Source organism: Nocardioides panacihumi, from assembly GCF_039530925.1.
Lineage (GTDB): Bacteria > Actinomycetota > Actinomycetes > Propionibacteriales > Nocardioidaceae > Nocardioides > Nocardioides panacihumi.
The window spans coordinates 856,172-880,246 of record NZ_BAAAPB010000002.1 but is presented as its reverse complement, the minus strand read 5'-3'; the positions used below and the strand labels follow the sequence as shown (position 1 = coordinate 880,246).

24 protein-coding genes and 3 tRNA genes are annotated in these 24,075 nt (G+C 71.4%); 10 read left to right on the top strand and 17 right to left on the bottom strand.

Translation table 11 applies throughout. From position 1 onward, the window contains the following. Window positions 1-110: 110 nt before the first annotated feature. The gene (locus ABD205_RS13485) at window positions 111-1,892 is read right to left on the bottom strand and encodes an acetyl/propionyl/methylcrotonyl-CoA carboxylase subunit alpha (protein ID WP_344045448.1); all 1,782 of its coding nucleotides are present in this window, start codon (window positions 1,890-1,892) and stop codon (window positions 111-113) included. A gap of 113 nt (window positions 1,893-2,005) precedes the next feature. Between ABD205_RS13485 and ABD205_RS13480 the strand changes: the two genes are divergently transcribed. Next, window positions 2,006-3,184 (top strand): acyl-CoA dehydrogenase family protein, encoded by a 1,179-nt coding sequence (locus tag ABD205_RS13480; protein ID WP_344045446.1) that lies wholly within the window; start codon window positions 2,006-2,008, stop codon window positions 3,182-3,184. Between the two features lie 20 nt (window positions 3,185-3,204). Then, on the top strand, window positions 3,205-3,714 hold the full coding sequence (locus ABD205_RS13475; RefSeq protein WP_344045444.1) for a GtrA family protein: 510 nt from the start codon (window positions 3,205-3,207) through the stop codon (window positions 3,712-3,714). On the opposite strand, the gene ABD205_RS13470 is transcribed toward ABD205_RS13475, so the two are convergent. The 3 genes from ABD205_RS13470 to bcp all read right to left on the bottom strand — a co-directional run bounded on the left by ABD205_RS13470 (window position 3,704) and on the right by bcp (window position 5,041). After that, entirely contained in the window at window positions 3,704-4,309 is a 606-nt protein-coding gene (locus ABD205_RS13470) for a Maf family protein (protein ID WP_344045442.1), read from the bottom strand. The genes ABD205_RS13475 and ABD205_RS13470 overlap by 11 nt on opposite strands. Window position 4,310: 1 nt before the next feature. After that, window positions 4,311-4,383, bottom strand: a tRNA-Leu gene (locus ABD205_RS13465). A gap of 193 nt (window positions 4,384-4,576) precedes the next feature. After that, complete coding sequence (gene bcp, locus ABD205_RS13460; RefSeq protein WP_344045440.1) at window positions 4,577-5,041, bottom strand: thioredoxin-dependent thiol peroxidase; 465 nt, start codon at window positions 5,039-5,041, stop codon at window positions 4,577-4,579. Between the two features lie 30 nt (window positions 5,042-5,071). On the opposite strand from bcp, the gene ABD205_RS13455 reads away from it, so the two are divergent. Further along, complete coding sequence (locus tag ABD205_RS13455; protein WP_344045438.1) at window positions 5,072-5,326, top strand: DUF3618 domain-containing protein; 255 nt, start codon at window positions 5,072-5,074, stop codon at window positions 5,324-5,326. Beyond that, window positions 5,323-5,646 (top strand): GroES family chaperonin, encoded by a 324-nt coding sequence (locus ABD205_RS13450; protein WP_425572992.1) that lies wholly within the window; start codon window positions 5,323-5,325, stop codon window positions 5,644-5,646. Before ABD205_RS13455 ends, ABD205_RS13450 begins: the two co-directional genes overlap by 4 nt. Here the strand turns inward: ABD205_RS13450 and ABD205_RS13445 are convergent. Both ABD205_RS13445 and ABD205_RS13440 read right to left on the bottom strand, forming a co-directional pair. Further along, window positions 5,637-6,293, bottom strand: a complete 657-nt coding sequence (locus ABD205_RS13445) for a class F sortase (RefSeq protein WP_344045436.1) — start codon at window positions 6,291-6,293, stop codon at window positions 5,637-5,639. The two genes, ABD205_RS13450 and ABD205_RS13445, sit on opposite strands and share 10 nt — an antisense overlap. Then, on the bottom strand, window positions 6,290-7,558 hold the full coding sequence (locus ABD205_RS13440; protein ID WP_344045434.1) for a hypothetical protein: 1,269 nt from the start codon (window positions 7,556-7,558) through the stop codon (window positions 6,290-6,292). The genes ABD205_RS13445 and ABD205_RS13440 overlap by 4 nt, the downstream gene beginning before the upstream one ends. A gap of 167 nt (window positions 7,559-7,725) precedes the next feature. On the opposite strand from ABD205_RS13440, the gene ABD205_RS13435 reads away from it, so the two are divergent. After that, window positions 7,726-9,006: a hypothetical protein gene (locus tag ABD205_RS13435; protein WP_344045432.1), complete on the top strand. Its 1,281-nt coding sequence runs from the start codon at window positions 7,726-7,728 to the stop codon at window positions 9,004-9,006. 19 nt (window positions 9,007-9,025) lie between these two features. Here the strand turns inward: ABD205_RS13435 and ABD205_RS13430 are convergent, their stop codons facing one another. After that, window positions 9,026-9,445, bottom strand: coding sequence for a PPOX class F420-dependent oxidoreductase (locus ABD205_RS13430; RefSeq protein ID WP_344045431.1), 420 nt, complete (start codon window positions 9,443-9,445; stop codon window positions 9,026-9,028). A gap of 98 nt (window positions 9,446-9,543) precedes the next feature. Here ABD205_RS13430 and ABD205_RS13425 point away from each other — a divergent pair, with 98 nt between their 5' ends. Together ABD205_RS13425 and ABD205_RS13420 are read left to right on the top strand one after the other, a co-directional pair. After that, a complete protein-coding gene (locus ABD205_RS13425; RefSeq protein WP_344045429.1) occupies window positions 9,544-11,064 on the top strand; it encodes a substrate-binding and VWA domain-containing protein in 1,521 nt (506 codons plus the stop codon). An 18-nt stretch (window positions 11,065-11,082) separates the two neighbouring features. After that, entirely contained in the window at window positions 11,083-11,805 is a 723-nt protein-coding gene (locus tag ABD205_RS13420) for a YwaF family protein (protein ID WP_344045427.1), read from the top strand. Here ABD205_RS13420 and ABD205_RS13415 read toward each other — a convergent pair. The 3 genes from ABD205_RS13415 to ABD205_RS13405 all read right to left on the bottom strand — a co-directional run bounded on the left by ABD205_RS13415 (window position 11,774) and on the right by ABD205_RS13405 (window position 16,686). Continuing rightward, window positions 11,774-12,829, bottom strand: coding sequence for a TolB family protein (locus tag ABD205_RS13415; RefSeq protein ID WP_344045425.1), 1,056 nt, complete (start codon window positions 12,827-12,829; stop codon window positions 11,774-11,776). The two genes, ABD205_RS13420 and ABD205_RS13415, sit on opposite strands and share 32 nt — an antisense overlap. Window positions 12,830-12,854: 25 nt before the next feature. Further along, on the bottom strand, window positions 12,855-13,466 hold the full coding sequence (locus tag ABD205_RS13410) for a sigma-70 family RNA polymerase sigma factor (protein WP_344045423.1): 612 nt from the start codon (window positions 13,464-13,466) through the stop codon (window positions 12,855-12,857). A 121-nt stretch (window positions 13,467-13,587) separates the two neighbouring features. Beyond that, a complete protein-coding gene (locus ABD205_RS13405; RefSeq protein ID WP_344045421.1) occupies window positions 13,588-16,686 on the bottom strand; it encodes a S8 family serine peptidase in 3,099 nt (1,032 codons plus the stop codon). Window positions 16,687-17,110: 424 nt separating this feature from the next. On the opposite strand from ABD205_RS13405, the gene ABD205_RS13400 reads away from it, so the two are divergent. Further along, window positions 17,111-17,404, top strand: a complete 294-nt coding sequence (locus ABD205_RS13400; RefSeq protein WP_344045419.1) for a hypothetical protein — start codon at window positions 17,111-17,113, stop codon at window positions 17,402-17,404. Window positions 17,405-17,598: 194 nt separating this feature from the next. On the opposite strand, the gene ABD205_RS13395 is transcribed toward ABD205_RS13400, so the two are convergent. The 6 genes from ABD205_RS13395 to orn all read right to left on the bottom strand — a co-directional run bounded on the left by ABD205_RS13395 (window position 17,599) and on the right by orn (window position 21,178). Then, a tRNA-Lys gene (locus ABD205_RS13395) sits at window positions 17,599-17,671 on the bottom strand. A gap of 72 nt (window positions 17,672-17,743) precedes the next feature. After that, window positions 17,744-19,312, bottom strand: coding sequence for a phytoene desaturase family protein (locus ABD205_RS13390; protein ID WP_344045417.1), 1,569 nt, complete (start codon window positions 19,310-19,312; stop codon window positions 17,744-17,746). A 33-nt stretch (window positions 19,313-19,345) separates the two neighbouring features. Continuing rightward, window positions 19,346-19,825: a GNAT family N-acetyltransferase gene (locus ABD205_RS13385; protein ID WP_344045415.1), complete on the bottom strand. Its 480-nt coding sequence runs from the start codon at window positions 19,823-19,825 to the stop codon at window positions 19,346-19,348. A 79-nt stretch (window positions 19,826-19,904) separates the two neighbouring features. Further along, window positions 19,905-20,108 carry a cold-shock protein gene (locus tag ABD205_RS13380; RefSeq protein WP_344045413.1) on the bottom strand — a complete coding sequence of 68 codons (204 nt, stop codon included), beginning with the start codon at window positions 20,106-20,108 and terminating at the stop codon, window positions 19,905-19,907. Window positions 20,109-20,382: 274 nt separating this feature from the next. Next, a tRNA-His gene (locus ABD205_RS13375) sits at window positions 20,383-20,458 on the bottom strand. A gap of 39 nt (window positions 20,459-20,497) precedes the next feature. Beyond that, a complete protein-coding gene (gene orn / locus ABD205_RS13370) occupies window positions 20,498-21,178 on the bottom strand; it encodes an oligoribonuclease (RefSeq protein WP_425572987.1) in 681 nt (226 codons plus the stop codon). A 71-nt stretch (window positions 21,179-21,249) separates the two neighbouring features. On the opposite strand from orn, the gene ABD205_RS13365 reads away from it, so the two are divergent. Together ABD205_RS13365 and ABD205_RS13360 are read left to right on the top strand one after the other, a co-directional pair. Beyond that, window positions 21,250-21,744 carry a MauE/DoxX family redox-associated membrane protein gene (locus ABD205_RS13365; protein ID WP_344045409.1) on the top strand — a complete coding sequence of 165 codons (495 nt, stop codon included), beginning with the start codon at window positions 21,250-21,252 and terminating at the stop codon, window positions 21,742-21,744. Continuing rightward, the gene (locus ABD205_RS13360) at window positions 21,744-22,466 is read left to right on the top strand and encodes a DsbA family protein (protein WP_344045407.1); all 723 of its coding nucleotides are present in this window, start codon (window positions 21,744-21,746) and stop codon (window positions 22,464-22,466) included. The genes ABD205_RS13365 and ABD205_RS13360 overlap by 1 nt, the downstream gene beginning before the upstream one ends. 10 nt (window positions 22,467-22,476) lie before the next feature. On the opposite strand, the gene ABD205_RS13355 is transcribed toward ABD205_RS13360, so the two are convergent. Beyond that, window positions 22,477-23,946: a glycoside hydrolase domain-containing protein gene (locus ABD205_RS13355; protein WP_344045405.1), complete on the bottom strand. Its 1,470-nt coding sequence runs from the start codon at window positions 23,944-23,946 to the stop codon at window positions 22,477-22,479. Window positions 23,947-24,075 lie beyond the last annotated feature (129 nt).

Genomic DNA, 24,075 nt, shown 5'->3' with positions numbered 1-24,075 from the left:
CTAGGTGTCACCGATCGCTGGAACTGTCACGGTGATAGTTCGGGGCGCGACTCAGCTGTCACGGTGATAGTTCGGGGCCGATGCAACGGTCCCGTGTGAGCGTCGGCCCGTCAGTCCTTGATCTCGCAGATGACGGCACCGTTGGTGACGGTCTCGCCGACGGTGGCGGTCAGTCCGGTGATGGTGCCGGCCTTGTGGGCCTTGAGGGGCTGCTCCATCTTCATGGCCTCGATGACGACGATGGCGTCGCCCTCGGCCACGGTCTGGCCCTCCTCGACGACGACCTTGACGACGGTGCCCTGCATCGGCGAGGTGACCGCGTCGCCGGAGACGGCTGCACCGGCCTTCTTGCCGGCCGCGCGCTTCGGCTTCTTCGCGCCCGCGCCGCCGCCGTTCGACAGGCCGCCGAGACCGGCGGGGACGACGACCTCGATGCGCTTGCCGCCGACCTCGACGACGACCCGCTGCTTGTCCTCGGCCTCGGGGGCGTCGGCGTGGTCGCCGGCGTACGGCGTGATCTGGTTGTCGAAGTCGGTCTCGATCCAGGTCGTGTAGACGGTGAAGTCGCCCTCGCCCGTCGGGTTGGAGGCGCCGACGTACGCCGGGTCGTCGATGACGGCCTGGTGGAACGGGATGACGGTGGGCATGCCGTCGACCTTGAACTCGGCCAGCGCCCGGCGTGAGCGCTCCAGGGCCTGGGTGCGGTCGCGGCCGGTGACGATGAGCTTGGCGATGAGGGAGTCGAAGGAGCCCGGGATGGTCTCGCCCTGCTCGTAGCCGCCGTCGAGGCGGATGCCGGGGCCGTGCGGGGGAGCCCACTCGGTCAGCGTGCCGGGGGCGGGCATGAAGTTGCGCCCGCCGTCCTCGGCGTTGATGCGGAACTCGATGGAGTGGCCGCGCACCTCGGGGTCGTCGTAGCCGAGCTCCTCGCCCGCGGCGATGCGGAACATCTCGCGCACGAGGTCGATGCCGGTGACCTCCTCGGAGACGCAGTGCTCGACCTGGAGGCGGGTGTTGACCTCGAGGAAGGAGATGGTGCCGTCCTTGGCGACCAGGAACTCGCACGTGCCGGCGCCGACGTAGCCCGCCTCGCGCAGGATCGCCTTGGACGACTCGTACAGGCGGGTGATCTGGTCCTCGGTGAGGAACGGCGCGGGGGCCTCCTCGACGAGCTTCTGGTGGCGGCGCTGCAGCGAGCAGTCACGCGTCGACACCACGACCACGTTGCCGTGGGAGTCCGCCAGGCACTGGGTCTCCACGTGGCGCGGCTGGTCGAGGAACTTCTCCACCAGGCACTCACCACGACCGAACGCACCCACGGCCTCACGGGTGGCCGACTCGAACTGCTCGGGGATCTCCTCCAGTGTGCGGGCGACCTTCAGGCCGCGGCCGCCGCCGCCGAAGACGGCCTTGATCGCCACCGGCAGCCCGTACTCGCGGGCGAAGGCGACGATCTCGTCGGCGTCCTTGACCGGCTCCTTGAGGCCGGGCGCCAGCGGCGCGTCCGCCTGCTGAGCGATCTGCTTGGCCTTGGCCTTGTCGCCCAGCGCCTCGATCGCCGAGGGCGGCGGCCCGATCCAGGTCAGCCCGGCGTCGATGACCGCCTGGGCGAAGTCGGCGTTCTCGGCCAGGAAGCCGTAGCCGGGGTGGACCGAGTCGGCCCCCGACTGCTTCGCGGCGTCGATGATCTTCTCGATCGAGAGGTAGGACTCCGCCGGCGTCGCACCGCCCAGCGAGTAGGCCTCGTCGGCCAGCCGCACGTGCAGCGCGTTCGCGTCAGGCTCGGCATAGACGGCGACACTGCCGATGCCTGCGTCCTTCGCGGCACGGATGACACGCACGGCGATCTCGCCCCGGTTCGCGATCAGGACCTTGGACAGCGGCTTGCTCAACTCGACGACTCCTCCAACTACGGGCGCGGGCCGTCCCACTCTAGGGGAGTGCCGCTTCGGCGTGGTGTGAGCATCGTCTCGCGGATCAGGTTAATGAACGCTAACCTGTGGTCATGTCTTCGAATGGATACGGCGAGCTGTCGCGCGAGCACGAGGAGTTCAGGCGCGTCGTCCGCGACTTCGCCGAGGCCGAGATCGCGCCGCACGCCGCCCAATGGGACCGTGACCACCACTTCCCGGTCGACGTCGTGCAGAAGATGGGCGACCTCGGCCTGTTCGGGCTCACCGCGCCCGAGGAGTACGGCGGCGCCGGCGGCGACTTCACCTCGCTCTGCGTCGCCATCGAGGAGCTCGGGCGTGTCGACCAGTCGATGGGCATCACGCTCGAGGCCGGGGTCGGCCTCGGCATCAACCCGATCCTCACCTACGGCACCGACGAGCAGAAGAAGCAGTGGCTGCCCGAGCTCGTCGCCGGCCAGGCACTGGCCGGCTTCGGCCTCACCGAGCCGGGTGCTGGCTCGGACGCCGGCGCGACCCGCACGAAGGCCGAGCTCGTCAACGACGAGTGGGTCGTCGACGGATCCAAGCAGTTCATCACCAACTCCGGCTCGTCGATCACGAAGCTCGTCACGGTCACCGCGCGCACCGGCGTGAAGGCCGACGGCAAGCCGGAGATCAGCGCGATCATCGTGCCCTCGGGCACTCCGGGCTTCACCGCCGAGAAGGCCTACGACAAGCTCGGCTGGCACGCCTCCGACACCCACCCGCTCACGTTCGAGGGCGTGCACGTGCCGGCGGAGAACCTGCTCGGCGAGCGGGGTCGCGGCTACGCGCAGTTCCTCGCGACCCTCGACGACGGGCGCGTCGCGATCGCTGCGCTCGCCGTCGGCCTCATCCAGGGCTGCCTCGACCTGTGCGTCGCCTACGCCGGCGAGCGTCAGACCTTCGGCGGCCCGATCGGTCGCAAGCAGGGCGTCGCGTTCCAGATCGCCGACCTCGAGGTCATGCTCCACGCCGGCCGGCTGCTGACCTACCGCGCCGCGGCGCTCAAGGACGCCGGAGCGCCCGTCAAGCAGTTCAAGCAGGCCGCGGCGATCGCGAAGCTGCACACGTCGGAGTCGGCGGTCACCGCGACGCGCATCGCGACCCAGGTCTTCGGCGGCTACGGCTTCATGGAGGAGTACCCCGTCGCGCGGTTCTACCGCGACGCCAAGATCCTCGAGATCGGCGAGGGCACCTCCGAGGTGCAGCGGATGCTGATCGCGCGGGGGCTCGGCCTGCCTGTCGAGTGAGGCCACTTAGAGTTGGCCCCATGCCGTCCCGCCACGTGATCGCCGAGGCGGGGCGGTTCATGGCGGTCGGCGCGGTGTCGACCGCCGTGGCGATCGCCCTCTACAACTGGCTGGCCTACGAGCCGTACGACCTGTGGTCGCCACTGCACGACCACGTCACCTGGTCCTACATCGTGTCCCACGGCGTCGGCATGGTGGTGTCCTACGAGCTGTCGCGCCGCTGGACCTTCAAGCAGCGGTCGGGCACGAAGGCAGGCGAGGGCTTCCTGTCGTACGCCGTCATCAACATCCTCACCATGACGACGATCCCGCTCACCTGTCTGTGGTTCAGCCGGCACGCGCTCGGCCTGACCTCGCAGCTCGACGACAACCTGTCGGGCAACGTCGTCGGGCTGCTGCTCTCGCAGGTGGCGCGGTTCTACCTGTTCCGGCGCTTCGTCTTCCACCGGCCGATCCGCTACACCGAGGTCTACGACGACCCCTCCGAGGAGTGGGACGAGCCGGTCGGCGAGCCGCAGCTCACCGAGTAGCGGCCCACAGGCCCGGCCACTCGTGACCGAGCTCGCGCACGAGGTCGCGCAGCAGCGGCAGGCTGACGCCGACCACGTTGTGGTGATCGCCCTCGATGCGCGTGACGAAGCCGCCTCCGAGCCCGTCGACGGTGAAGGCGCCGGCGACGTGCAGCGGCTCGCCCGTGGCGACGTACGCCGCGATCTCCTCGTCGGTGACCTCCGCGAACTCGACCGTCGTGCTCGCGGTCGCCGCGGCGATGCGGCCGGTGGCGACGTCGACGAGGCAGTGTCCGGTGTGCAGGACGCCGGCGCGGCCGCGCATCGCCTGCCAGCGCCGCGTCGCCTCTTCCGGCGTCCCCGGCTTGCCGAGGGCCAGGCCGTCCAGGTCGAGCACCGAGTCGCAACCGAGCACGAGCGCGCCGCCCGGCACCTCGGGCCGCGGCGCGACCGCCCCCGCCTTGAGCCGGGCGAGCTCCAGGGCGAGCTCGGCCGGGGCCAGATCGGTCAGCTGGTCCTCGTCGACGCCGCTCACGATCACGACCGGCTCGATGCCGGCGTTGCGGAGCGTCTGCAGGCGGGCGGGGGACTGGGAGGCCAGGACGAGCGTGGTCATGTGCGCCCGGAGAGATTCGAACTCTCACTGGCCAGGACCTAAACCTGGTGCCTCTGCCGTTGGGCTACGGGCGCTCGGCGGTCAGTCTAGGGAGCGCGGTCGGTCGTCGGCGTACGGCCTGGCGTCGCCTTGCTGGTCGCCCCGCCGCCGAACTGTCACCGTGATAGTTGGCGCGGTCGGTGATACCTCGTAACTGTCACCGACCGCTCGAACGATCACGGTGATACTTCGCAGATGTCACGGTGACACTTTGCGCGAGGGGCGGAGTCAGATCCCGAGGTCCTTGCGCAGCTTCGCCACGTGACCGGTCGCCTTCACGTTGTACGCCGCGTACTCGACCTTGCCCTCCTCGTCGACGACGAACGTCGACCGGATGACGCCCTCGACGACCTTGCCGTACAGCTTCTTCTCGCCGAAGGCGCCCCACGCGGTCAGCACCGACCGATCGGGGTCGGAGAGCAGCGTGATGGTGAGCGAGTCCCGCTCGCGGAACTTCGCCAGCTTCTCCGGCTTGTCCGGCGAGATGCCGAGCACCTCGTAGCCCTGCGCCTTCAGCGCGTCGAGCGAGTCGGTGAAGTCGCACGCCTGCTTCGTGCAGCCGGGCGTCATCGCGGCCGGGTAGAAGTAGACGATCACCTTGCGGCCCGCGAGGTCGCCGAGAGAGACGCTCTCACCGGTGTCGGAGGTCAACGTGAACGCGGGCGCGGTGTCTCCGGGCTGCAGGCGGCTCATGCTCGGAAACCTACTTGGTAACCTCAGGGCATGACCAAGGTTGATCGTCAGAGCTCCCTCGAGCACGAGATCGAGGCGACGCGCGAGCGTCTTGCGGGGACCATCGACCAGCTGCTCTACCGCTCGAGCCCGAAGACGATCGCGCAGCGCCAGGTCGCGGCCGTCAAGGCGACGTACGTCGACCCGCTGACCGGCCAGCCCAACACGGCCAACATCCTCAAGACCGTCGGTGTGGTCGCGGGAGTCGTCGGCCTCATGGTCGCGCTCCGCAAGCTGTCGAAGTGAGTGACAAGACCCCGATCAAGATGCTCCACGACCGGATCCTCGTGGAGCTCGACCGGGAGGCCGGGGAGCGTCGCTCGTCGGGCGGCATCGTGATCCCGGCGACCGCTGCGATGGGCGCCCGGCGGCTCTCCTGGTCGCGGGTCGCCGCCGTCGGCCCGCACGCGCGGTCGGTGCAGGTCGGCGACCGGGTCCTCTTCGACGCCGACGACAAGTCGGAGGTCGAGGTGTCCGGCGAGGTCTACATCGTCATGCGCGAGCGCGACGTGCACGCCGTGGCGGCCGAGCGGGTCGGCGAAGAGGCGACCGGCCTCTACCTCTGACGGTCGCCCTGCCTGACCGGGGCGCCCAGCGGCTTGGCGGTGACGACGACGTTGCTCTCGTACGCCGTGCCGTTCCAGTCGGTGCAGGTGATCAGCACCAGCCGACCGCGGCCGTGGTCCTGCCCGAAGAGCTCCTGGGCGTGCTGGGCGATCGCCGCACGGCTGTAGACCTTCGTCCGCTGGACGACGTACCGCATCGTGCCGCGCCTGGAGATCACGTCGACGAAGTCGCCGGCGGCGAGCTCGCCGAGCCGGTTCATGCTCGCGCCGCCCGTGTGCACGGTGTGGCCCGTGATCACCGTCTGGCCCTGCGCCGAGCCGGGCTTGGCGCTGGCGGCCCACCAGCCGACCTCGTGGTAGTCGCGGGGTGGGTCCAGCGTTCGATCGACCATCCCGATCGGCACGATCGGCGCAGTCACTCCGAGCTTCGGCATCGAGAGGCGGATCGGTGCCGCCGGGCTGATCGCGCTGTACTGCGGTGAGCCGGCCGCGGCGTCGCTGCCCGGCACCAGGAACGAGCCGACCACGGAGCCACCGGCGAGCACGCCGACGAGCAGCTGCAGGCCGGTGACCGTGGCGACCGCGTAGCGCCCGAGCCGGCCGAGCCGCCCGCGGCGCTCGAGCCGCCCGACGGCCGGGGCGGTCACGAGCGCAGGCTGCGCCGGAAGCCCCATGCCCCGGCGCCGACCCCGACGGCGACCAGGCCGCCGAGCGCGGCGAGGGCGAGCGGCGACGGGCCGTCCTCGAAGGATCCCGCACCGGACTCCACCGCGGTCGGGACGGCGGCGCTGGGAGTCCCCGGGTGGGTGTGGACGGCGGGGCTGGCCGGCGGCGCGGCCACTGCGCGAGCGTTCGGACCGCAGGTGACCTGGCCGATGACCAGGCTGGCCAGGTCCGCGTGCACGAACTGCTGCGCGGCCGGGAGGAGTCGCAGGTCGAGCGCGGTCACCTCGATCTCGTGGGGAGCCGGCCGCGACTGCTTGTTGAGCACGATGTCGAGGACGTTCTGCTCGAGCGGGGCGAGCTGAGGGCCGAGCGCATTGGTGACGTTGGCCTTCACCTGGTCCAGGACGGTCGCGACCGTCGTACCGGCCGGCAGGGTCAGCGCTCCGAGGGGCCCGCTCGGACCGCCGAGCATGGTCCCGAGCTGGCTGGCGACCGCGCCCTGCACGGCCGTGACGACGGCGCTCAGGTCGGTCAGGACGTGCGTGTTCGGGGCCGGGTGGACCGGCAGGGAGACGAGGTCGACGCGACCCATCGGGGCCGCGCCCTGCACGTACGCCGACGCGTCGGCGACCGTTGCCGCGCCCTCTGCGCCCGTCGGGTCGGCGCTGCAGGCGGACTGCACGGCGCCCAGGTCGATGCCGAGCGTCGCGTCGCCGAGCCCCGCGAGGACCTGGTCCACCACCGGGGCGACCGCACCGGCGACCGCGGCGGCGATCGTCGTGTCGACGCCCCGCGTGATGTCGGCCGGGAGCACGTGGAGGTGGCTGAAGTCGGCGGTGGCCGCGTCGAGGGTGATGGTCTGACCGCCGTGGAGGCAGCTGGTGCCGTCGCCGACCTGGGCCAGCGTGGCGCCTTCGCCGGCGACCCCGGAGCACGCCACCGAGTGGCCCTGGCCGCCGCTCACGCGCGTCGCGGCGTCCTGGGCGAGCGTGCCGAGGTTGGTCATGTGCTGGCCGGCGAGGACCGGCAGCGCGGGGGAGTTGTTGCCCGAGGTGGTCTCGCCGTGACCGTCGTCGACGGCGGTGTAGGTGCCGGTGTCGGTGCCCTGGCCTGCGATGCCGAGCTGGAGCGCCGTCGCCGAGGCCCGGGCGAGGTGGTCGGCTGCGAACGCCGGCCCGGTGGCCAGCACGGCGAGGGACACGGCCGCGAGAGCGCAGCCGGTGCGGACGAACAGACGGTGACTCAACGCATCCTCCAGGGCAATCGGTCGCCCGCCGCCTCCGAGTGCGACGGACAGCCGATCAACGCCGGGAGGACCCAGAAGTTACGCGCCAGTAATACAAGCCGACCACAAGTGAACGGCAAGCCGTCGGCGACAGGGTCCCTCTCGTCAGCACGCCAGAGGAGAGCCCCATGTCACGTTCCCGTTCCATCGCTCGGGTCACGCACGCCGCCGTCGTGACCGCCCTGCTCGTCGCATCGTTCGTTGCACTGACCGTCGTGGCGCCCAGCCGGGCCGCGACCGTACCGGCCGGGACGATCGTGTTCGTCAGGGACCACAACGTCTGGATCGCGCGCTCGGACGGCTCCGGCGCACGCCAGATCACCACCGGCGGGTCGTACGGCGACCAGTGGTTCTCGCCGAGCCAGTCGGACTCCGGGATCGTGGTCGCGAGCCGCGGGCAGCTGATCTACCGCATGGACCAGTGGGGCCGCGTCCTCAACACCCTCGACCCGCCGCCGCTGCGCAACTCCGCCGGGCAGCCGATGGACGGCGTGCCGGTGCAGGTCGCGATCTCGCCGGACGGGGCGCGGATCGCCTACACCTTCGTCACCTACTCCTGCCCGGTCGGCACGAGCTGCTCGACCCGCTACGCCACCGGCTACACCTCTGCCACCAGGCTCACGCCGCCGGAGCAGTCGGGGACGACGTACTTCGCCCACCCGTCGTGGGTCGGCACCACCCGCACGCTCCAGTCGGGCGGCTACGGCTCGGAGATGAACCTGCACGACGTCGGCAGCACCACCGCCCGCCACTGGTTCGACGACAGCGACTACGCCGACCCCAGCACCGACCTGAGCGACGGCGAGGTGTCGCCCGACGGCACCCGGCTCGCGCTGGTGCGCGGCTACGGCAGTGACACCCAGATCGTCTGGTACGACGTCACGGGCGACGTGCGGACCGGCACGACCGTGCCGGTGCCGACCGCGCTGTGCGCGACGAGCACGGCCGCAGGCTTCGCCAGCCCGACCTGGTCTCCCGACTCCCAGTCGCTCGCCTGGCAGGAGCCGGACGGCGTCTGGCTCAAGACCGTCGCCGGCGACTGCGACAGCCCGCAGCCGCGCCTGCTGCTGCCCGGCGCCAGCGAGCCGGACTGGTCGGCCGCCGCGTTGTCGACGACGCGGCCGAGCACGACGCCGGCGCCGATCGCCCTGCGCGCGCTCGGCCCGGTGCGCGTCCTCGGCACGGCGAAGGTGGGCAAGCGGCTCACGGCGAAGCTGCCGGCCTGGTCGACTCAGCCCGGCTCGGTCCGGGTGCAGTGGCTGCGCAACGGCCGCGCGATCGCGGGCGCGACGCGGCCGACGTACAAGGTCGGCAGGGCTGACCGCCGCAAGCGGGTCGCGGTGCGGGTGACCGCCGTGCGAGGAGCGTCGCGGGTGGTGCTCACGTCGGCGAGCGTCAGGGTCCGGTGACGGGCGACGGCCTGCCGCGTCAGCGCAGCAGGCCGTAGGCCCGGGTGGGACGCAGGCGCACCACCACGCGCTCGTCGGCCACCATCGCGCGGCGGTAGTCGTCCCAGTCGTCGTGCTCGCCCTTCAGGCTGCGGAAGAGCTCGACGAGCTCCTCCACGACGGCATCGGCGGGATCGGCAGCCACGGGGGTGAGCTCGGCCTCGCACTCGAGGACGACGTACTCCCAGAAGCTGCTGCCGTTCACGTGGACCGCTGCCCAGGGCTTCCGGCGCAGGTTGTGGTACTTCGCTCGGGTGGCCGTGGTGGACACCCGGATGAGCCCGTCGCCGCCGACGGCCTGCGACACGTTGGACAGCTGTGGCAGCCCGTCCCTCTTGAGTGTGACGAGCACGGCCTGCTGGTTGGCCGCCGCGGCGGCGAGGGCGTCGGAGATCTCCATGACCGCAGTCTGCTCCAGGCGGCTCGTGCGTCGGGGTATCAACCGCGCCGCGGCCGCGCTCCTCGGAGGTTGTCCAGACCACTTCCGAGGAGCCTCCCATGCCCATCCGCTCGTGGCCCGTCGTCGTCGCGACCGGCACCGTCGTCGCCGTGGCGGCCGGCTACCTGCTCGTCGGCCTGCTCCGCGACGACCCGGCCGCCGGCTGCCGGACGACCGTGCTCCGGGTGACCGCCGCCCCCGAGATCGCCCCCACGGTCGCCGAGGCGGCGGCCGACCTGGGCGGGTGCACCCGCGTCGAGGTCACCTCGGAGGCTCCTGCGAGCACCGCGAGCACGATCGGCGCGGGATCGGCGGTCGACGTGTGGATCCCCGACTCCTCGCGCTGGACCGCGGACCTGTCCGCAGGCGGGGGTCTCGCCGGGGACGAGGCCACTCCGGCCTCGATCGCGTCGACGCCGGTCGTGCTCGCGGTGCGGGCCGCGCTCGCCCGCGGTCTCGGTCGCCAGCCGACGTACGACGCGCTGGCTGCCGGTCGGCCCGAGACACTGGCCGCGGCCGACCCCCTGACCTCGGCCGCGACGCAGGCGGCGATCGCCGACCTCGGGGCCGCTCTCGGCTCGACCGCGGAGCTGCGCGGTCGGCTCGGCGCGATGCTGAAGGGGCTGCACGTGCAGCCGTCCGGGCTGGCCCGTGGCGCGGCCGTCCAGGTGTCGACCGAGCAGCAGGTGGCCGCCGCGAACGTGAGGGCCGGACGGACGGCGTACGTCGCGGTCCGTCCCGCCGAGGCCGTCAGGTCGATGGACTACCCCTTCGTCGTCACCACGTTCGACAGGGCACGCGTCGCGGCCGCGCAGGCGCTGCTCACGCGGCTGAGGGGCGCTCCGGCCCGTGCGCGACTCGCGCGCCTGGGCTTCCGCAGCGGAGCGCGCGGGGTGCGTCCGCTGACCCCGGCGGACGCCGACGCGGCGCTGAAGGGGCTTGCCGAGCTGGCGAGGCCCATCCGGATCCTGGCCGCGGTCGACGTGTCCGGCTCGATGTCACGGCCCGTCCCCGGCACCGGTGGCGAGACCCGCATCGACCTCGCCCGGGCCGCGCTGCGCGAGGGCATGCGCCTCTTCCCGGACCACACGGTCGCGGGCCTGTGGCGTTTCTCGGCGAACCTGACGCCGAGCACCGACTACGAGCAGGTCGTGCCGCTCACCGAGATCACCGCGTCGAACCGAGGTCTCGTCGCCGCGGCGACCGACGGCCTCACCGTGAAGCCGCACGGAGGCACGGGCCTCTACGCCACCACGCTCGCCGCCGTCCGCGCGGTCCGGGCCGGCTACGACCCGGCCCGGGTGAACAGCGTCATCGTGCTCTCGGACGGCCGCGACGAGAAGGCCGAGGCACACAACGTCGACCTGGCGACGCTCCTGACGACGCTGCACGAGGAGGCCGATCCCGACCGCCCGGTGATCGTCAACATGATCGCCTACGGCCCGGACTCCGACGCCGGCGCGATGCAGCAGATCGCCCGGGCGACCGGCGGCACCGTCTACGCCGTCGGCGACCCGCGCGAGCTGCCCGGGGTCTTCCGCGACGCGATCGGGAACCGGCTGTGCGCGCAGACGTGCTGACCGCTCTACAGTCGCGATGTGGCGGGCACCTTCGAGCCGTACGGCGCCTCGCATGCCGTCGCCGCGGCGATCGGCGCCGTCGGGGCCGTGGGCGTGGTGCTCCTCGGTCGCCGTATCCTCGGCCGGCCCCTCGAGGAGCGGGTACGGCGCGGGTTCGCGCTGCTGATCCCGGTGTTCACCGTCCCGCTGCAGGTCCGGCAGTGGCTGCCGGGGGAGTTCGACCTCGGCACGTCGCTGCCCCTGCAGATCTGCGACCTGTCCTGGCTGGTCGCGATGCATGCGCTGTGGACCCGGAGCCGGCGTACGTCGGCGCTCCTCTACTACTGGGGCCTCACACTGACCGTCCAGGCGGTCGTGACGCCCACGCTCGGCAAGGACTTCCCGGACCCCGAGTACGTGATGTTCTGGGGGATGCACCTGCTGACGATCTGGGCGGCGCTCTTCATGGTCGTCGGCCTCGACGTCCGGCCGGACTGGCCCGGCTACCGCTTCACCGTGCTCTGCACGATGGTGTGGCTCGCGGTGGTGATGACGTTCAACGCCGTCGCGGGGACGAACTACGGCTACCTGGCGCGGAAGCCTGACGTCTCGTCGCTGCTCGACGTGTTCGGCCCGTGGCCGCTCTACGTGGTCGTCGAGGCGGCCGTGCTGCTCGCGGGATGGGCGCTGATCACCTGGCCCTGGGTCAGGTGGCCAGCGCCCATCGAGGTCAGAACCGGTAGGCGGCCCGGAAGGCCTTGACCGTCGACCCGCCCGCGTAGACCGGGGCCACTCTGCTCCCGTCGGACGAGACCAGTGCGAGATGTGCCTCGGAGTAGTCGACGCCGTTCTCGGCGATCGAGACCAGGAACGGCTGGTCGGGGTTGCCCGTCTCCCACTCGACCGCGAAGATGCGCGTCCCGGTCGGGGAGTGCGTCAGCTGGCGCGTCCCGCTCCCGTCGGCGTTGACGACGTAGAGGTCGGAGGTGAACCCGGGTGTCATGTCCTGGGCACCGGCGGTGAAGGCGATCCGACGCCCGTCGGGGCTCCAGCTGAGCCGCTTGACGCCCTCGATCGGACCGGCGATGCGCTGAGGCGGGCCGGCCTTCGGCGTCGGACCGCGCAGCGGGGAGCGGTCCACCGGCAGGAGGTCGATGAAGCCCCTCGCGCCCTGCTCCTCGCCGAGGGCGATGGTCGTGCCGTCCGGGGACCACTGCGGCCATCCCCAACCGCCCGTCCCCAGGGCGATCATCGTGCCGGTGGCACCGCCCGCGACGACGCGCAGCTCGCTGCGACCGTTCGGGAGCAGGACCGTGTAGGCGAGGTCCGCTCCGTCGGGTGACCAGTCGGCGGCGACGACCTTGCATCCGGCGCAGTGCGCGACCCGGTGCTTGACCTGTGTCGTCACGCTCGCCGTCCACAGGTCGCGTGAGGAGTCGTCGGACGCGGGCACGACGTAGGCGATCTGACCGCCGTCGGGAGACCAGGAGACGTACGTGCCGTCCTTGTCCGGCGCGAACCGCTCGGATCCGTCGCGGGGGTCGACGAGCTGGAGCCCGGCGGGGGTCTCGGCCGCGATCAGGTCCACGGGGGAGAAGGGCGGGGCCACGATCTCCGGCTTGCGGTCCTGGTGGAGTGCGACCAGCCCCGCCAGGGCGAGGGCGGTCACGGTCGCGGCGGCCGCCGCGATGACGGCGGTACGCCGGCGGGCCCGCGTACGGCCGGTCGTGATGACGTCGTCGTACGCCGTGGGCGTGTCGACGTCGGGGAGCTGGTGCTCGATCATGGCGAGTCCTTCACGGAGACGAGCGTCAATCGACATGGCCGTCCACCTCCTCGGACACAGGCTCGGAGAGCAACGCGGCGAGCCGGTGCCGCGCCCGATGCAGGTGGACGAAGCCCGTGGAGGTGCTGCAGCCGAGCAGGTCGGCCACCTCCTCCATGGGGCGGTCCTCCAGGTAGAAGAGCGCGACCACCGCGCGCTGCATCGTCGGCAGCGTCGCGAGGGCCGCACGCAGGGCGGGGTCGGGCAGGCCCGTGTCGGCGGCGCCGGCGGTCTCCGGGACCGCTGCCTGCCGCTCGGCGTGCACCCGCCGGACCGACCGTGCTGCCTCACGCTGCGCCTTGCGCAGCGCGACCCTTCGCACCCAGAGGTCGGGTCGGTCGTAGGAGCCGACCGTCCGCCACTGTCGGTGCAGGTCGATGAACGCCTCCTGCGCGATCTCCTGGGCCAGCTCGTGGTCGTGCACCACGAACCACAGCATCCGCACCAGCCGCGGGTAGGTCGCCTGGAAGATCTCGCGGAACTCTCGCGACTCGTCGCGGGCCGACGTCCGCACCGACAGCATCTCGCTGACGGGCGGCGTACGGCGGCTCACGCTCACCATGTCACCCATGATGATCCGATCTCCGTCGTCGTCCACCGGTCTGTACCTCCACCCGTGAACTGGTGAGGAGACCGCGTGGACCTTTACTGCGTCACCGGACGCGAGAGGGCCGCGCCGCCGGTGACCCGGCGACGCGGCCCTGCCGCTCCTCGACCCGCTAGCTGGCCCCGGTCACCTGCACCACGGTCTGCGCGAGCTCGTTGGTCCCGTCGGTGTGGTCGACGGACCCGTAGTAGACGCCGGCCGGCGAGGCTCCGGTCCACGCGAGGCTGACCGTTCCGGTCCCCGCGACGGTGGCCGTCGTGGGCGCCGAGGTCACGGTCAGGCTGCCCTGGCCGGTCGGGACCACCCAGTTGTCGATCGAGAACTGGTGCGTCCCGGTGACCTGCCAGCCGTGCACGGCCAGCGTGTAGCTGCCCGCGGCCGGGTGGCTGAGCTCGATGAGCTCGTTGGTGCCGCCCGCCGTGCTCTGTGCGACGACCTTGCCGGTCGAGTCGAGCAGGTAGAGGTCGATGTCGTCGTTGCCCGGCTTGACGTACTGGATCCGCCAGTACGACGTGCTCCCGATCGTGACCGGCACCTTGGTGACGCCGCCCTGGGTGTCATCCGGCGTGCCGAACTTCTGGTCGGGATCCTGCAGGACGGTGCCCGTCAGCGGCGCGGAGGCGACGAGTCCGGAAGGGACGGCCTTGTACGTGCCGTCGTACCCGAACTTGACGGGTACGTCGACCGTGCCGGAAGCCCCGCTCCCGGTCACCACCGCCGGCGCCCCGATGGACGCGCCGCGGACGGCGATCGTGCTGTTGACCCGGTAGCCGGAGCCCCGCCAGGTCAGGTTGCCGAACCGCCAGGCACCGACGGGTGCACCGTTGTTGGCGATCGTCACCTCGAACGAGGCTGTGCCGCCTGCCGGCACCGTCAGCCGGCGCGGGCTCACGGAGACCGTGTAGCCGGCCGGGGCGTCGGAGGTGTCGGCGTCGACGGTCAGGGTCTTGCCGCTGACGTTGGTCACCTTGCGCTTGACCGTCTCCCGCCCGACCAGCGCCTGGTTGCCGATGGTCGCGAGGTTGAGGTTCTGCGCCTCGGTCGGGAAGCCCGCGCCCGCGAGCGCCGCGCACCTCGCCTGGCTGACCGCGCCCGGCACCGCGCCGCACAGGAACGCGAGGTAGTCCTCGAAACCGGCGTCGTACACCAGACCCGGGTCGAACATCCCCGGCCTGGCGACCTTGCCCGGGTTGACCTGGCCGGCGCCCCGCTCGAACGGGTTGGCCGGTGTCCGGCGGTCGTTGGAGAGGATGTCGAGCGACGCGGTCGTCTGCAGCGCCGACTTGGCCTCCGCCTGCGTCCAGTCCGGGTGGGCCTGCTTGACCAAGGCGTACATGCCCGCGATCTGCGGCGAGGACATCGACGTGCCGGCGATGGCCTGGAAGAGCTCGCCCTGGACGAAGCCCTCGTCGGTGTAGGGCGATGCCCCTGCCAGCACCTGGATGCCCGGCGCGGCGATGTCCGGCTTGATGATCGACGCGGACGTCGGCGACGGGCCGCGCGAGGAGAACACCGTCACCGACGGCGCCTTCCACGGCTGCCTGACGATCTTGCCGGTGTCCACGATCGACGCGGTGGCCCGGCCACCGGCCCGGGCGATGTAGGCCCGGACCTTGTCGGCGACGTCCTGGTCCATGTGGACCGTGGGCACCCAGAAGTTGTCCGTGAACAGGTTGTCCTGCTCGGGGTGGTCGACGTTGGCGAGGATCTCACCGACGCCGCCGGCGTTCTTGACGGTGAGGCTCGTGGCGACGCGTCCGGCCGCCAGACCACGGGTGCAGATCACGATCGCGCCGGCGACGGAGGACGAGAACGGGACCGCCGGGTCGCACAGGGCGTTGCCGAGCGTGGCGGCGTCGACGATGCGCGCGTGGGCCACCTTGCCGCTGATCGAGGCGCCGGTGTAGCTCTTGCCGTTCCCGAGGCGGACGGTGCCCTGGTAGAACCGGGTCTCCGTGCTGGCGGCCACGCTGGTCACCCAGGGTGCGTCGGACGGGCCGCCGATCGTCTCGGGATCGGGGCCGTCGTTGCCGGCCGAGACGGCGGAGAACACCCCGGCGCGGGAGGCGAACAGGAACGAGATCGCGTCGGCGCCGGTGAGGTCCGCCCCGCCGCCGACCGAGTAGTTGATGACGTCCACGCCGTCGGCGACGGCCTGGTCGATCGAGCTCATCAGGTCGGAGCCGAAGCCGCCGTTGTTGCCGAGGGCCTTGTAGGCGACGATCTGGGCGCGCGGTGCGATGCCGGACGTCGTGTCGACGTACTTGCCGTGGATGAAGGCCTTGACCCCTGCGTCACCGGCGGCCGTGGAGGCGGTGTGGGTGCCGTGACCCTCGTCGTCGCGCGCGGAGACGAACTCGTCCGGCTCGGCGCCCTCGACGGCGCGGTACGTCGTCGTCATGTCGCGTGCGCCGACGAGCTTGTCGTTGCAGGTGAAGTCCTTGTCGTTCGGGTTGGCGAGGGTGTTGCCGAACTGGCAGGAGTCCCCGGCGAGCACCGGTGCCGCGGGGAGCGTGCCGTCGTCGGCGAAGCTCGGGTGCTCGGGCCAGATGCCGGTGTCGATGACGCCGACCAGGACGCCTTCGCCGGTGATGCCCGCGTCGTACGCCTCGCCGTGACCGGTCAGGTTGAGGAAGTCCTCCTCGGTCGGGACCGACGAGCCTGACGACGGGTGGTACGGCGGGCGCTTGCCGGGCCGGTCGTGGCCCGGCTGCGAGTGCGAGGGCAGCACGGTCAGGCCGCGGTCGTGGTGGCCGGTGCGCTGCACCGTGGCGGGCGCGGCCGAGGAGGCGCCCTGCGCCTGGCGGAGCTCGTCGGGCACGACGGCCGCGACCTGCGGGTCGGCCGCCAGCCGTACGGCGGCGGCGTGGTCGACGTTGACGGAGAACCCGTTGGCGGCGACCGTCAGGTCCTGGAGCACCGCGCCCGTCGAGACGTCCGCGTCCTTCACGATCTCGTCGTGGGACTTGACGATGGCCGACTGCGCGTCGTGCGCCGCGGTCGTGTCGAGCTGGTCCTTGCCGAACCTCGCCAGCAGCGGGTCGGACTTCAGAAGCACGACATAGGTGTTCTGCGGACTCTTCTTCACGTCCTTGTCGAGGCCGTAGGCCCTGACCAGGTCCGCTTGCTTCTGCGTGGCCGGTGCTGCGGACGCACCTGGTGCCAACGGCGCTGCGCTGAGCGCCCCTCCGATCAGTGCGGCCGCCGCCACACCTCCTAGCAATCCACGAATGTTCGATCCCAAGACATCTCCAACCCTCGTGAGGAGTGCGGCACGGCTAGCACCGCCCTGGGATCGTGACACGAAGTCTCCGGTTGCGATAGGCCGCCACGCTCGGCATCCGGCTCTGGACCGGGCGGGTGGAAGAGCCCCCGACAACGTCCCGGCGCAGTCGTCCCCGCGGAGATGGACACGCGGATGCCCGGGGACATGAAGGAGCCCCGCAGGCGTCTCGGGTCACCTGCGGGGCTCGCTCACAAGCATGCCCGAGCCGGCGCCGGTTGTCCGCATATTCAGCGAAATTCCCGCTGAGAACATGCTGAGCGGGTCATGCCGGCGCCGAGGGGGTACCGGAGCGCCCGGGAGTGGATTCGAGGGAGATCCTGGGGAGGACGTCATCAAGGCACTGCGGTGGATGGGCGCCAGTCTGCTGAGCCTCCTCGGAGGTCTGCTCGGGTTGGTCGGCGCTGTGCTGTGCGTGACGATCATCCTCGCTCCGCTGGGCATCCCGATCCTGTTCCTGGCGCGAAGGCTCTTCAGGACGGCCGGCCAGCTGGTCGTGCCGCGCGGGGTGAGGCACCCGATCGACACGCTCACCGAGGCGGCCTCGGACAAGTCCTCCGACCTGGGCAAGACCGCCAAGAAGAGCAGCAGGCGGGCGACCAAGAAGGCGAAGAAGAAGGCCAAGAAGGTCAAGAAGTCGCTGTAGCGGGCGGCTCACGCAGGGCGTCGGCGCTGCGGCGGGCGAGGGCCACTCCTCGCGCCGTGCCATCCCGACACGCCGAGCACGGTCCGTGTGTCGCCGGCTCGTCACACCATGAAGTGGCCCCCGGAGGCCGAACCCCGAGAAGCAGAAAACCCGGGCCCCACCGGGGCCCGGGTGATCCGGATCTTCACTCTCTGTACGCCATCAGGGACTCGAACCCCGAACCCGCTGATTAAGAGTCAGCTGCTCTGCCAATTGAGCTAATGGCGCACGCTCCAGGCTTCCCTGGAACGACGAGAACGTTACCAGTGGCCGACCGGCGCCCCAAATCGGCAGCGAGGGTCAGGTCAGCTCGATGACGGCCTGGGCGGCGTTGTGTCCGCCGAGGCCGGAGACGGCGCCTCCGCGGCGTGCGCCGGAGCCGCAGAGGAGGACCGTCGCACGGTCGGTCTGCACGCCCCAGCGGGCCGCGGGGGAGGTCAGGTCGGCGCGGTGGGGAGCCCAAGGCCAGTCGAGGTCGCCGTGGAAGATGTGGCCGCCCGGCATCGCGAGGTCGGCCTCGATGTCCTGCGGGATCTTCGCCTCGATGCAGGGGCGGCCGTCGCCGTCGCGGGACACGACCGACTCGATCGGGTCGAGCAGGTGCTCGTCGAGCGAGGCGATAGCACGGCGTACCGCCTCGTCCTTGACCGACGGATCGATGAAGAGGTCGGCGGGCGTGTGCAGGCCGAAGTACGTCAGCGTGTGCGTGCCCTCCGGCACGTCGCCGAGGATCGAGGGGTCGGTGAGGGAGTGGCAGTAGACCTCGCCCGGCAGGTGCGAGGGGAGCGAGCCGGCGGCCGCCTCGGCGTACGCCGCCTCGAGCTGGCTGTAGTCCTCGGCCAGGTGCAGCGTGCCCGCGAAGGCGACCGAGGGGTCGGCGCCCGACTTCAGCCGCGGCAGCCTGTCGAGCAGGAAGTTGACCTTCAGCTGGGCGCCGACCGGCTTGGTGGCCGGGTCCTCGTCCTCGCCGAGCAGGATGCGCAGCACCCAGGGCGCCACGTTGGCGAGGACCCAGCGCGCGCCGACGGTGCGCGTCGTGGCGCCGTCGTGGAAGTCGACCTCGGCGGCGTCGCCGTCGGCGCGGATCGCGCTGACGCCGGCACCGGTGACGATCTCCGCGCCGGCATCCACGGCGGCCTTCGCGAGCGCGTCGGTCACCGCGCCCATGCCACCGACGGGCACCCGCCACTCGCCGGTGCCGTTGCCGATGAGGTGGTAGAGGAAGCATCGGTTCTGGATGAGCGAGGGGTCGTGCAGGCTCGCGAACGTCCCGATCAGCGCGTCCGTCCCGACCACGCCCCGCACGGTGTCGTCACGGAAGCGCTCCTCGATCGCGCGGCCGATCGGCTCCTCGATGAGGGCCCGCCAGGTGTCGGCCGACACCCGCTCTCGGATCTCGCGGTCGGTCGGCAGGGGAGCGGTGAGGGTCGGCGCCACGACCTCGGCGAACGCGCCGACCTCGGCGTAGAAGGCGTGCCAGGCGGCGTACTCGTCGTCGGCGCCGGTGAGGTCGTGGAAGCTCGCGGCCGTGGCCGGACCCTCGGGCCGTTCGACGAGGAGACCCCCGGGGACGCCGTCGCGCAGGACGGGCGTGTACGACGCGGTGGTCCGGGACGCGAGCTGCACGTCGAGGCCGAGGTCGGCGACGATCGTCTCCGGGAGCAGCGAGACGAGGTAGGAGTAGCGCGAGAGTCGTGTCGGCCGCCCGGGGAACGCCTGCGCTGAGACGGCCGCGCCGCCGACGTGGTCGAGTCGCTCGAGCACGGCGACGGAGAGCCCGGCCCGAGCCAGATAAGCGGCGGCGGTGAGGCCGTTGTGGCCACCGCCGACCACTACGACGTCGTACTGGCTGCGGCTCGTCCCACCCATGCACAGGACCCTAGCGGTCCGGCGGTCGCAACCTCAGAGCCGCTTCTCGAAGAAGTGCGTGGCGTAGGGGTTGTCGTTGTAGCGCTCGATGCGGACGTAGCCGGAGCGGTCGTACATCGCGATCGCGTCTACGAGGGTCTCGTTGGTGTCGAGGCGCACGACCGTATGGCCGAGGTCGCGGGCGACGCCCTCCAGGTGGCGCAGCAGTCGCGAGCCGAGGCCCGCGCCGCGGCGGCCGCCGTCGACCCACATCCGCTTGATCTCCGCGGTGTCGCCGTAGGTACGCACCCCGCCGCCGGCGACGGGCCGGTCGCCGCTGACCGCGACGACGAAGGCACCCGTCGGTGGGCGCATCGAGTCGTCGTCCTCGGCGGTGTGCGGGCCGGGGTCGAAGCCCTGCGGGAACCTGGCGTCGAGCTCTGCGAAGTAGCGGCTCATCGCCTCTCGGGCGTACGCCGACGCCGGGTCGACCGTCTCGAAGACGAGGTCCGCGGGCGGGGTGCCGGGTGCCATGTCGCCGACCCTAGAACGTGCCGGGAAATGCAGGACGGCGGCCCCGGAGCGTGTCCGGAGCCGCCGTCGTCGCAGAATGTCAGAGAGCGCGAACGTTCTCGGCCTGCGGGCCCTTGGGGCCCTGCGTGATGTCGAACTCGACCCGCTGCTCGTCCTTGAGGGACTTGAAGCCGGTGCCGGCGATCGCGGTGTGGTGCACGAAGACGTCAGCGCCGCCGCCGTCCTGCGCAATGAAGCCGAAGCCCTTGTCGTCGTTGAACCACTTGACGGTGCCCTGTGCCATGTTTTCGTACCTTCGGTAAATCCGGCGCGGGACGACCTGCCCTGCACCACGCTGAAGACATCTGCGCAACGCCTGATGTCCAGAAAACCGAAGACCAAGAACTGTGGATGAGCCGCGACCGACGGTCGCGGGGAACTGCCGAGGCACTTCCTTCAACACCACCACTCTAACAGTGGACCCTGCCCGCGCGTAACTCTGCGACGAGGGCATGTGCCAGGGCCGACCGGGGAGAAGGCAGGAGCCCCTCCGACCGGTTGGTCGGAGGGGCTCCAGTTGGGGCGAGCGACGGGACTTGAACCCGCGGCCACCTGGACCACAACCAGGTGCTCTACCAGCTGAGCTACGCCCGCCATGACCCGCGTTGCGGGCCGCAAGGAAGTGTAGGGGAATCAGTCCGCCACTGCTGAATCGGGACTCGCTTCGGCGGGAGTCTCGGCCTCAGGCCCGGCCTGGGCGAGCCCGGTCAGGGAGCCTCCGTGACGCGAGGCGATGCCGCGGGCGGTCTCGCTGTCGGGTCCGGGTGACGGCACGAAGACGGCGTCGCGGTAGTAGCGCAGCTCCTCGATCGACTCCTGGATGTCGGCCAGGGCGCGGTGGTTGCCGCGCTTGGGCGGGGCCTGGAAGTAGGCCCGCGGGAACCAGCGCCGGGACAGCTCCTTGATCGAGGAGACGTCGACGATCCGGTAGTGCAGGAACGACTCCAGGCCGTGCATGTCGCGGGCCAGGAACGCACGGTCGGTGCCGACGGTGTTGCCCGCCAGGGGCGGGCGGCTGTCGGGCGGGCACTGCGAGCGTACGTAGTCGAGGACCAGCTGCTCGGCCTCCGCGAGCGTCACACCGCTCTCGAGCTCCTCGAGCAGACCCGACTTGGTGTGCATCGTCCGGACGAACTCGTCCATCTGGTCGAGGGCCTCGGCCGGCGGCTTGATGATCACGTCGACGCCGTCGCCCAGCACGTTGAGGTCGAAGTCGGTGACGAGCGCCGCGACCTCGACGAGGGCATCGCTCTCGAGCGAGAGCCCGGTCATCTCGCAGTCGATCCAGACGAGGCGGTCGTTGGCGGCGGTCACGCGACGAACCATACGCGTCGGCCCGCTTCCGCTCTCAGCGGACGCTCAGAACGACGGCCTACCGTGGAGACGTGCCCCGGTACGTCCTCCCTGCTCTGGCTGTCCTCGCCCGGCTGGTCACCGGTGTCGTCTGGATCTGGGCCGGCGCCTCGAAGCTCTCCGACCCGTACGCCGCCGTGCTGGCCGTCCGCGCCTACCAGCTGCTGCCCGCCGGGATCGCCGACACCGTCGGCCACCTGCTGCCCAGCCTCGAGATCGTCGTCGGCGCCGCGCTCGTCCTGGGCGTGCTGACCCGCGGCGCTGCGGTGGTGTCGGCGCTGCTGTTCCTCGCCTTCATCATCGGCATCTCCTCCGCCTGGGCGCGGGGCCTGCAGATCGACTGCGGCTGCTTCGGCGGGGGTGGGTTCGACCCGAACGCCGCCTCGAAGTACCCGTGGGAGATCGCCCGTGACGCCGCGCTGCTGCTGATGTCGGTCTTCGTCGTGTTCGTGCGAGACACCGGCCCCGGGCTGGACCGGCTGCTGTTCCGACGCACCGCCCCGATCCTGAACGAGGAGCTCTCCTGATGTCGAAGAAGTCGTCCGCCCAGGATCGCGCTGACCGGGCGGCCGCCGCGCTCGCGGAGCAGCGCCGCAAGGAGCGTCGGCGTACCTTCCTCAGCGTCACCGGCGTCGTCCTGGTGATGGTCCTCATCCTGGGCGGCGGATTCCTGGCCGCCAAGCTCAAGGGCGGAGGCCCGTCGGACACGGCCGCCGACCCCGGCTCGGGCACCGCGATGACGATCGGTCAGGCGAGCGCCCCGCATTCAGTGGTGATCTACGAGGACTTCCTGTGCCCCTACTGCGGTGAGCTCGAGAAGCGGACCAAGGACGGGCTGACGACGGCGGCCGCCGACGGCAAGGTGCAGGTGACCTACCGGCCGTTCCGGCTGCTGTCGCCCGACTACTCCCAGCAGGCGCTCGAGGTGTGGGTCGCCACGCAGCACACCGCCGGCAACGACGTCGCGAAGAAGTTGCACGACCTGCTCTACGCCAACCAGCCGAGCGAGCAGGGTCCCTTCCGGAAGCAGAGCGAGCTGGTGACTCTGGCCGTGCAGGCGGGGGCCGACCAGGCGAAGGTGCAGCAGGCGATCGACAGCGGCGACGCGACGACGTGGGCCGACGCGTCGACCAAGGCCGCGCAGGACGCCGGTGTCGCCTCCACGCCGACCGTGCTGCTCGACGGCAAGGAGCTCTCGGGCCGGACCGTCGACGACATGGCGACGAAGCTCCTCCAAGCCGTCTCGTGAGGGCCCGGCCCTACGGCGTCACGGCGTAGCCGTCGACCACGACCCTGGACCGCGTCTCGGTTCGGAGTGCGATCCGCCCGGAGCGCGTCGCCGGCAACGTGATCCACTTCGTGCCGTTGCCGTGCACCCGTCCGACCAGGCGGCCACGGATGTAGACGCCGACGGTGCCGCGCCCGTGCAGGATCACCGCGACGTGGCGACCGGAGACCCGCTTGCCGCGCAGGGTCAGTCCCTTGCGGGTGGCCCTCGTGCCGGTGCCGAGGTAGCCGCCGTGCACGTGCGTCCAGCCGCGACCCGCCCTCAGCGCCCTGTCGTCGGTGAAGCGTGTGGAGCAGAGCGGCGCGGACCACGCCGAGGTGTTGCCGACCCGGTCGGTCGCACGCGCCTGGACGCACCAGCGCTCTCCGGGCCTGAGGGCGAACGCCCGCACCGTCTGCCTGGTGCGGCGCAGGTCCTTCGGTGACTTCCAGCGACCGCCGTTGTGCCGGATCCGCACCTGGTAGGTGGCGACGCCCGAGGCGTCCACCGACCGCCAGCCGATCCGGACCCGACCGTGCTTCGTCGCGCGCGGCGGCTGGGGGGCGACCAGGCGGGGGGCGGTGCGGTCCCAGACCGAGTCCTGCACGGCGCTCTCGTCGACGTTGAGCTGGACGTCGCCCCACGTGCGGTTCACACCCAGGTAGAACTGGTTGAGCCTGCGGCCCTCCCACATACCCGGCGGCGGTGTGCTGAACGTGGTGTTCGCCTGGCCGTTGTCGGTGGCCTCCCAGATCACGTCGGGGATCGGGTACGCCGCGGTCTGCGACGCGCTCGTGACGTCGGTCATCGTCGAGCTGCGCGAGCCGTACACGCCCGAGCGCAGGCCGAGCTGGTGCAGCCGGCTCGTCCAGCCGGCGAGGAACGACTGGACCGCTGTCGTGCAGGCGGTGGTCGGCGCGTACCCCTCGAGGTCGTAGACGACCGGGGCCGTCGCGGGCAGGCGGAGCGCGCGGACCGAGCCGGCCGCGTCGGTCGCCGCCGAGACGCCCTGCGAGCGGGCCGTGGTGGCGTTGCCGCTGATCTTCTTGAAGCGCCCGGCGTTGGAGCTGGTCGGGCACGGCGACTGCAGGCCGACGTAGATCGGCAGGATCTGCCAGCGGCGGGCGAGGACCTGGTCCACCCATGTCGGGGTGAGGTTCGACTGCACCTTGTCGTGCCGGTTGTCGTAGGAGGGGTTGACGTCGACGTAGACGCCGATGGCCGAGTACGGCGACTTCGCCTGCCACTCCTGCATGGTGCTCGACGACGGGGCGGTCGCCATGTCCACCATCAGATGGTGCCCGGCGGCGGGGGAGGGCGTCGGGCCCGCGGCGCGTCCGACGGGCCCGGGGCCGGTGTCGATCGGACCGAGGCGCGCGGCTTCCGCCGGTCCGGCGGCGAGCACCGTGACCGCGAGGGCCGCGGCAACCGTGGCGCCGGCGAACGATCCGAGTCGTGACACTCCGGGGACTCTACGTCGCCGCGGCGGCCGCTCACAGCCGGATCGCCCGAACCGCGTCGGTTCAGTGGCCAGAGAACGGATCCGATCTCACAGGTCGCACACAGCGAACCGGACGCCTCCTCTCAAGCG

Excerpts from the sequence above, each read along its gene's own strand:
- bcp (WP_344045440.1), bottom strand. The coding sequence starts at position 5,041 with ATGAGCCGCCTGCAGCCCGGAGACACCGCGCCCGCGTTCACGTTGACC.
- ABD205_RS13435 (WP_344045432.1), top strand. The coding sequence starts at position 7,726 with ATGTCACGTTCCCGTTCCATCGCTCGGGTCACGCACGCCGCCGTCGTG.
- ABD205_RS13380 (WP_344045413.1), bottom strand. The coding sequence starts at position 20,108 with ATGGCACAGGGCACCGTCAAGTGGTTCAACGACGACAAGGGCTTCGGC.
- ABD205_RS13455 (WP_344045438.1), top strand. The coding sequence starts at position 5,072 with ATGACCAAGGTTGATCGTCAGAGCTCCCTCGAGCACGAGATCGAGGCG.
- ABD205_RS13390 (WP_344045417.1), bottom strand. The coding sequence starts at position 19,312 with ATGGGTGGGACGAGCCGCAGCCAGTACGACGTCGTAGTGGTCGGCGGT.
- ABD205_RS13385 (WP_344045415.1), bottom strand. The coding sequence starts at position 19,825 with ATGGCACCCGGCACCCCGCCCGCGGACCTCGTCTTCGAGACGGTCGAC.
- ABD205_RS13475 (WP_344045444.1), top strand. The coding sequence starts at position 3,205 with ATGCCGTCCCGCCACGTGATCGCCGAGGCGGGGCGGTTCATGGCGGTC.
- ABD205_RS13470 (WP_344045442.1), bottom strand. The coding sequence starts at position 4,309 with ATGACCACGCTCGTCCTGGCCTCCCAGTCCCCCGCCCGCCTGCAGACG.
- ABD205_RS13430 (WP_344045431.1), bottom strand. The coding sequence starts at position 9,445 with ATGGAGATCTCCGACGCCCTCGCCGCCGCGGCGGCCAACCAGCAGGCC.
- ABD205_RS13425 (WP_344045429.1), top strand. The coding sequence starts at position 9,544 with ATGCCCATCCGCTCGTGGCCCGTCGTCGTCGCGACCGGCACCGTCGTC.
- ABD205_RS13480 (WP_344045446.1), top strand. The coding sequence starts at position 2,006 with ATGTCTTCGAATGGATACGGCGAGCTGTCGCGCGAGCACGAGGAGTTC.
- ABD205_RS13400 (WP_344045419.1), top strand. The coding sequence starts at position 17,111 with ATGGGCGCCAGTCTGCTGAGCCTCCTCGGAGGTCTGCTCGGGTTGGTC.
- ABD205_RS13415 (WP_344045425.1), bottom strand. The coding sequence starts at position 12,829 with ATGATCGAGCACCAGCTCCCCGACGTCGACACGCCCACGGCGTACGAC.
- ABD205_RS13360 (WP_344045407.1), top strand. The coding sequence starts at position 21,744 with ATGTCGAAGAAGTCGTCCGCCCAGGATCGCGCTGACCGGGCGGCCGCC.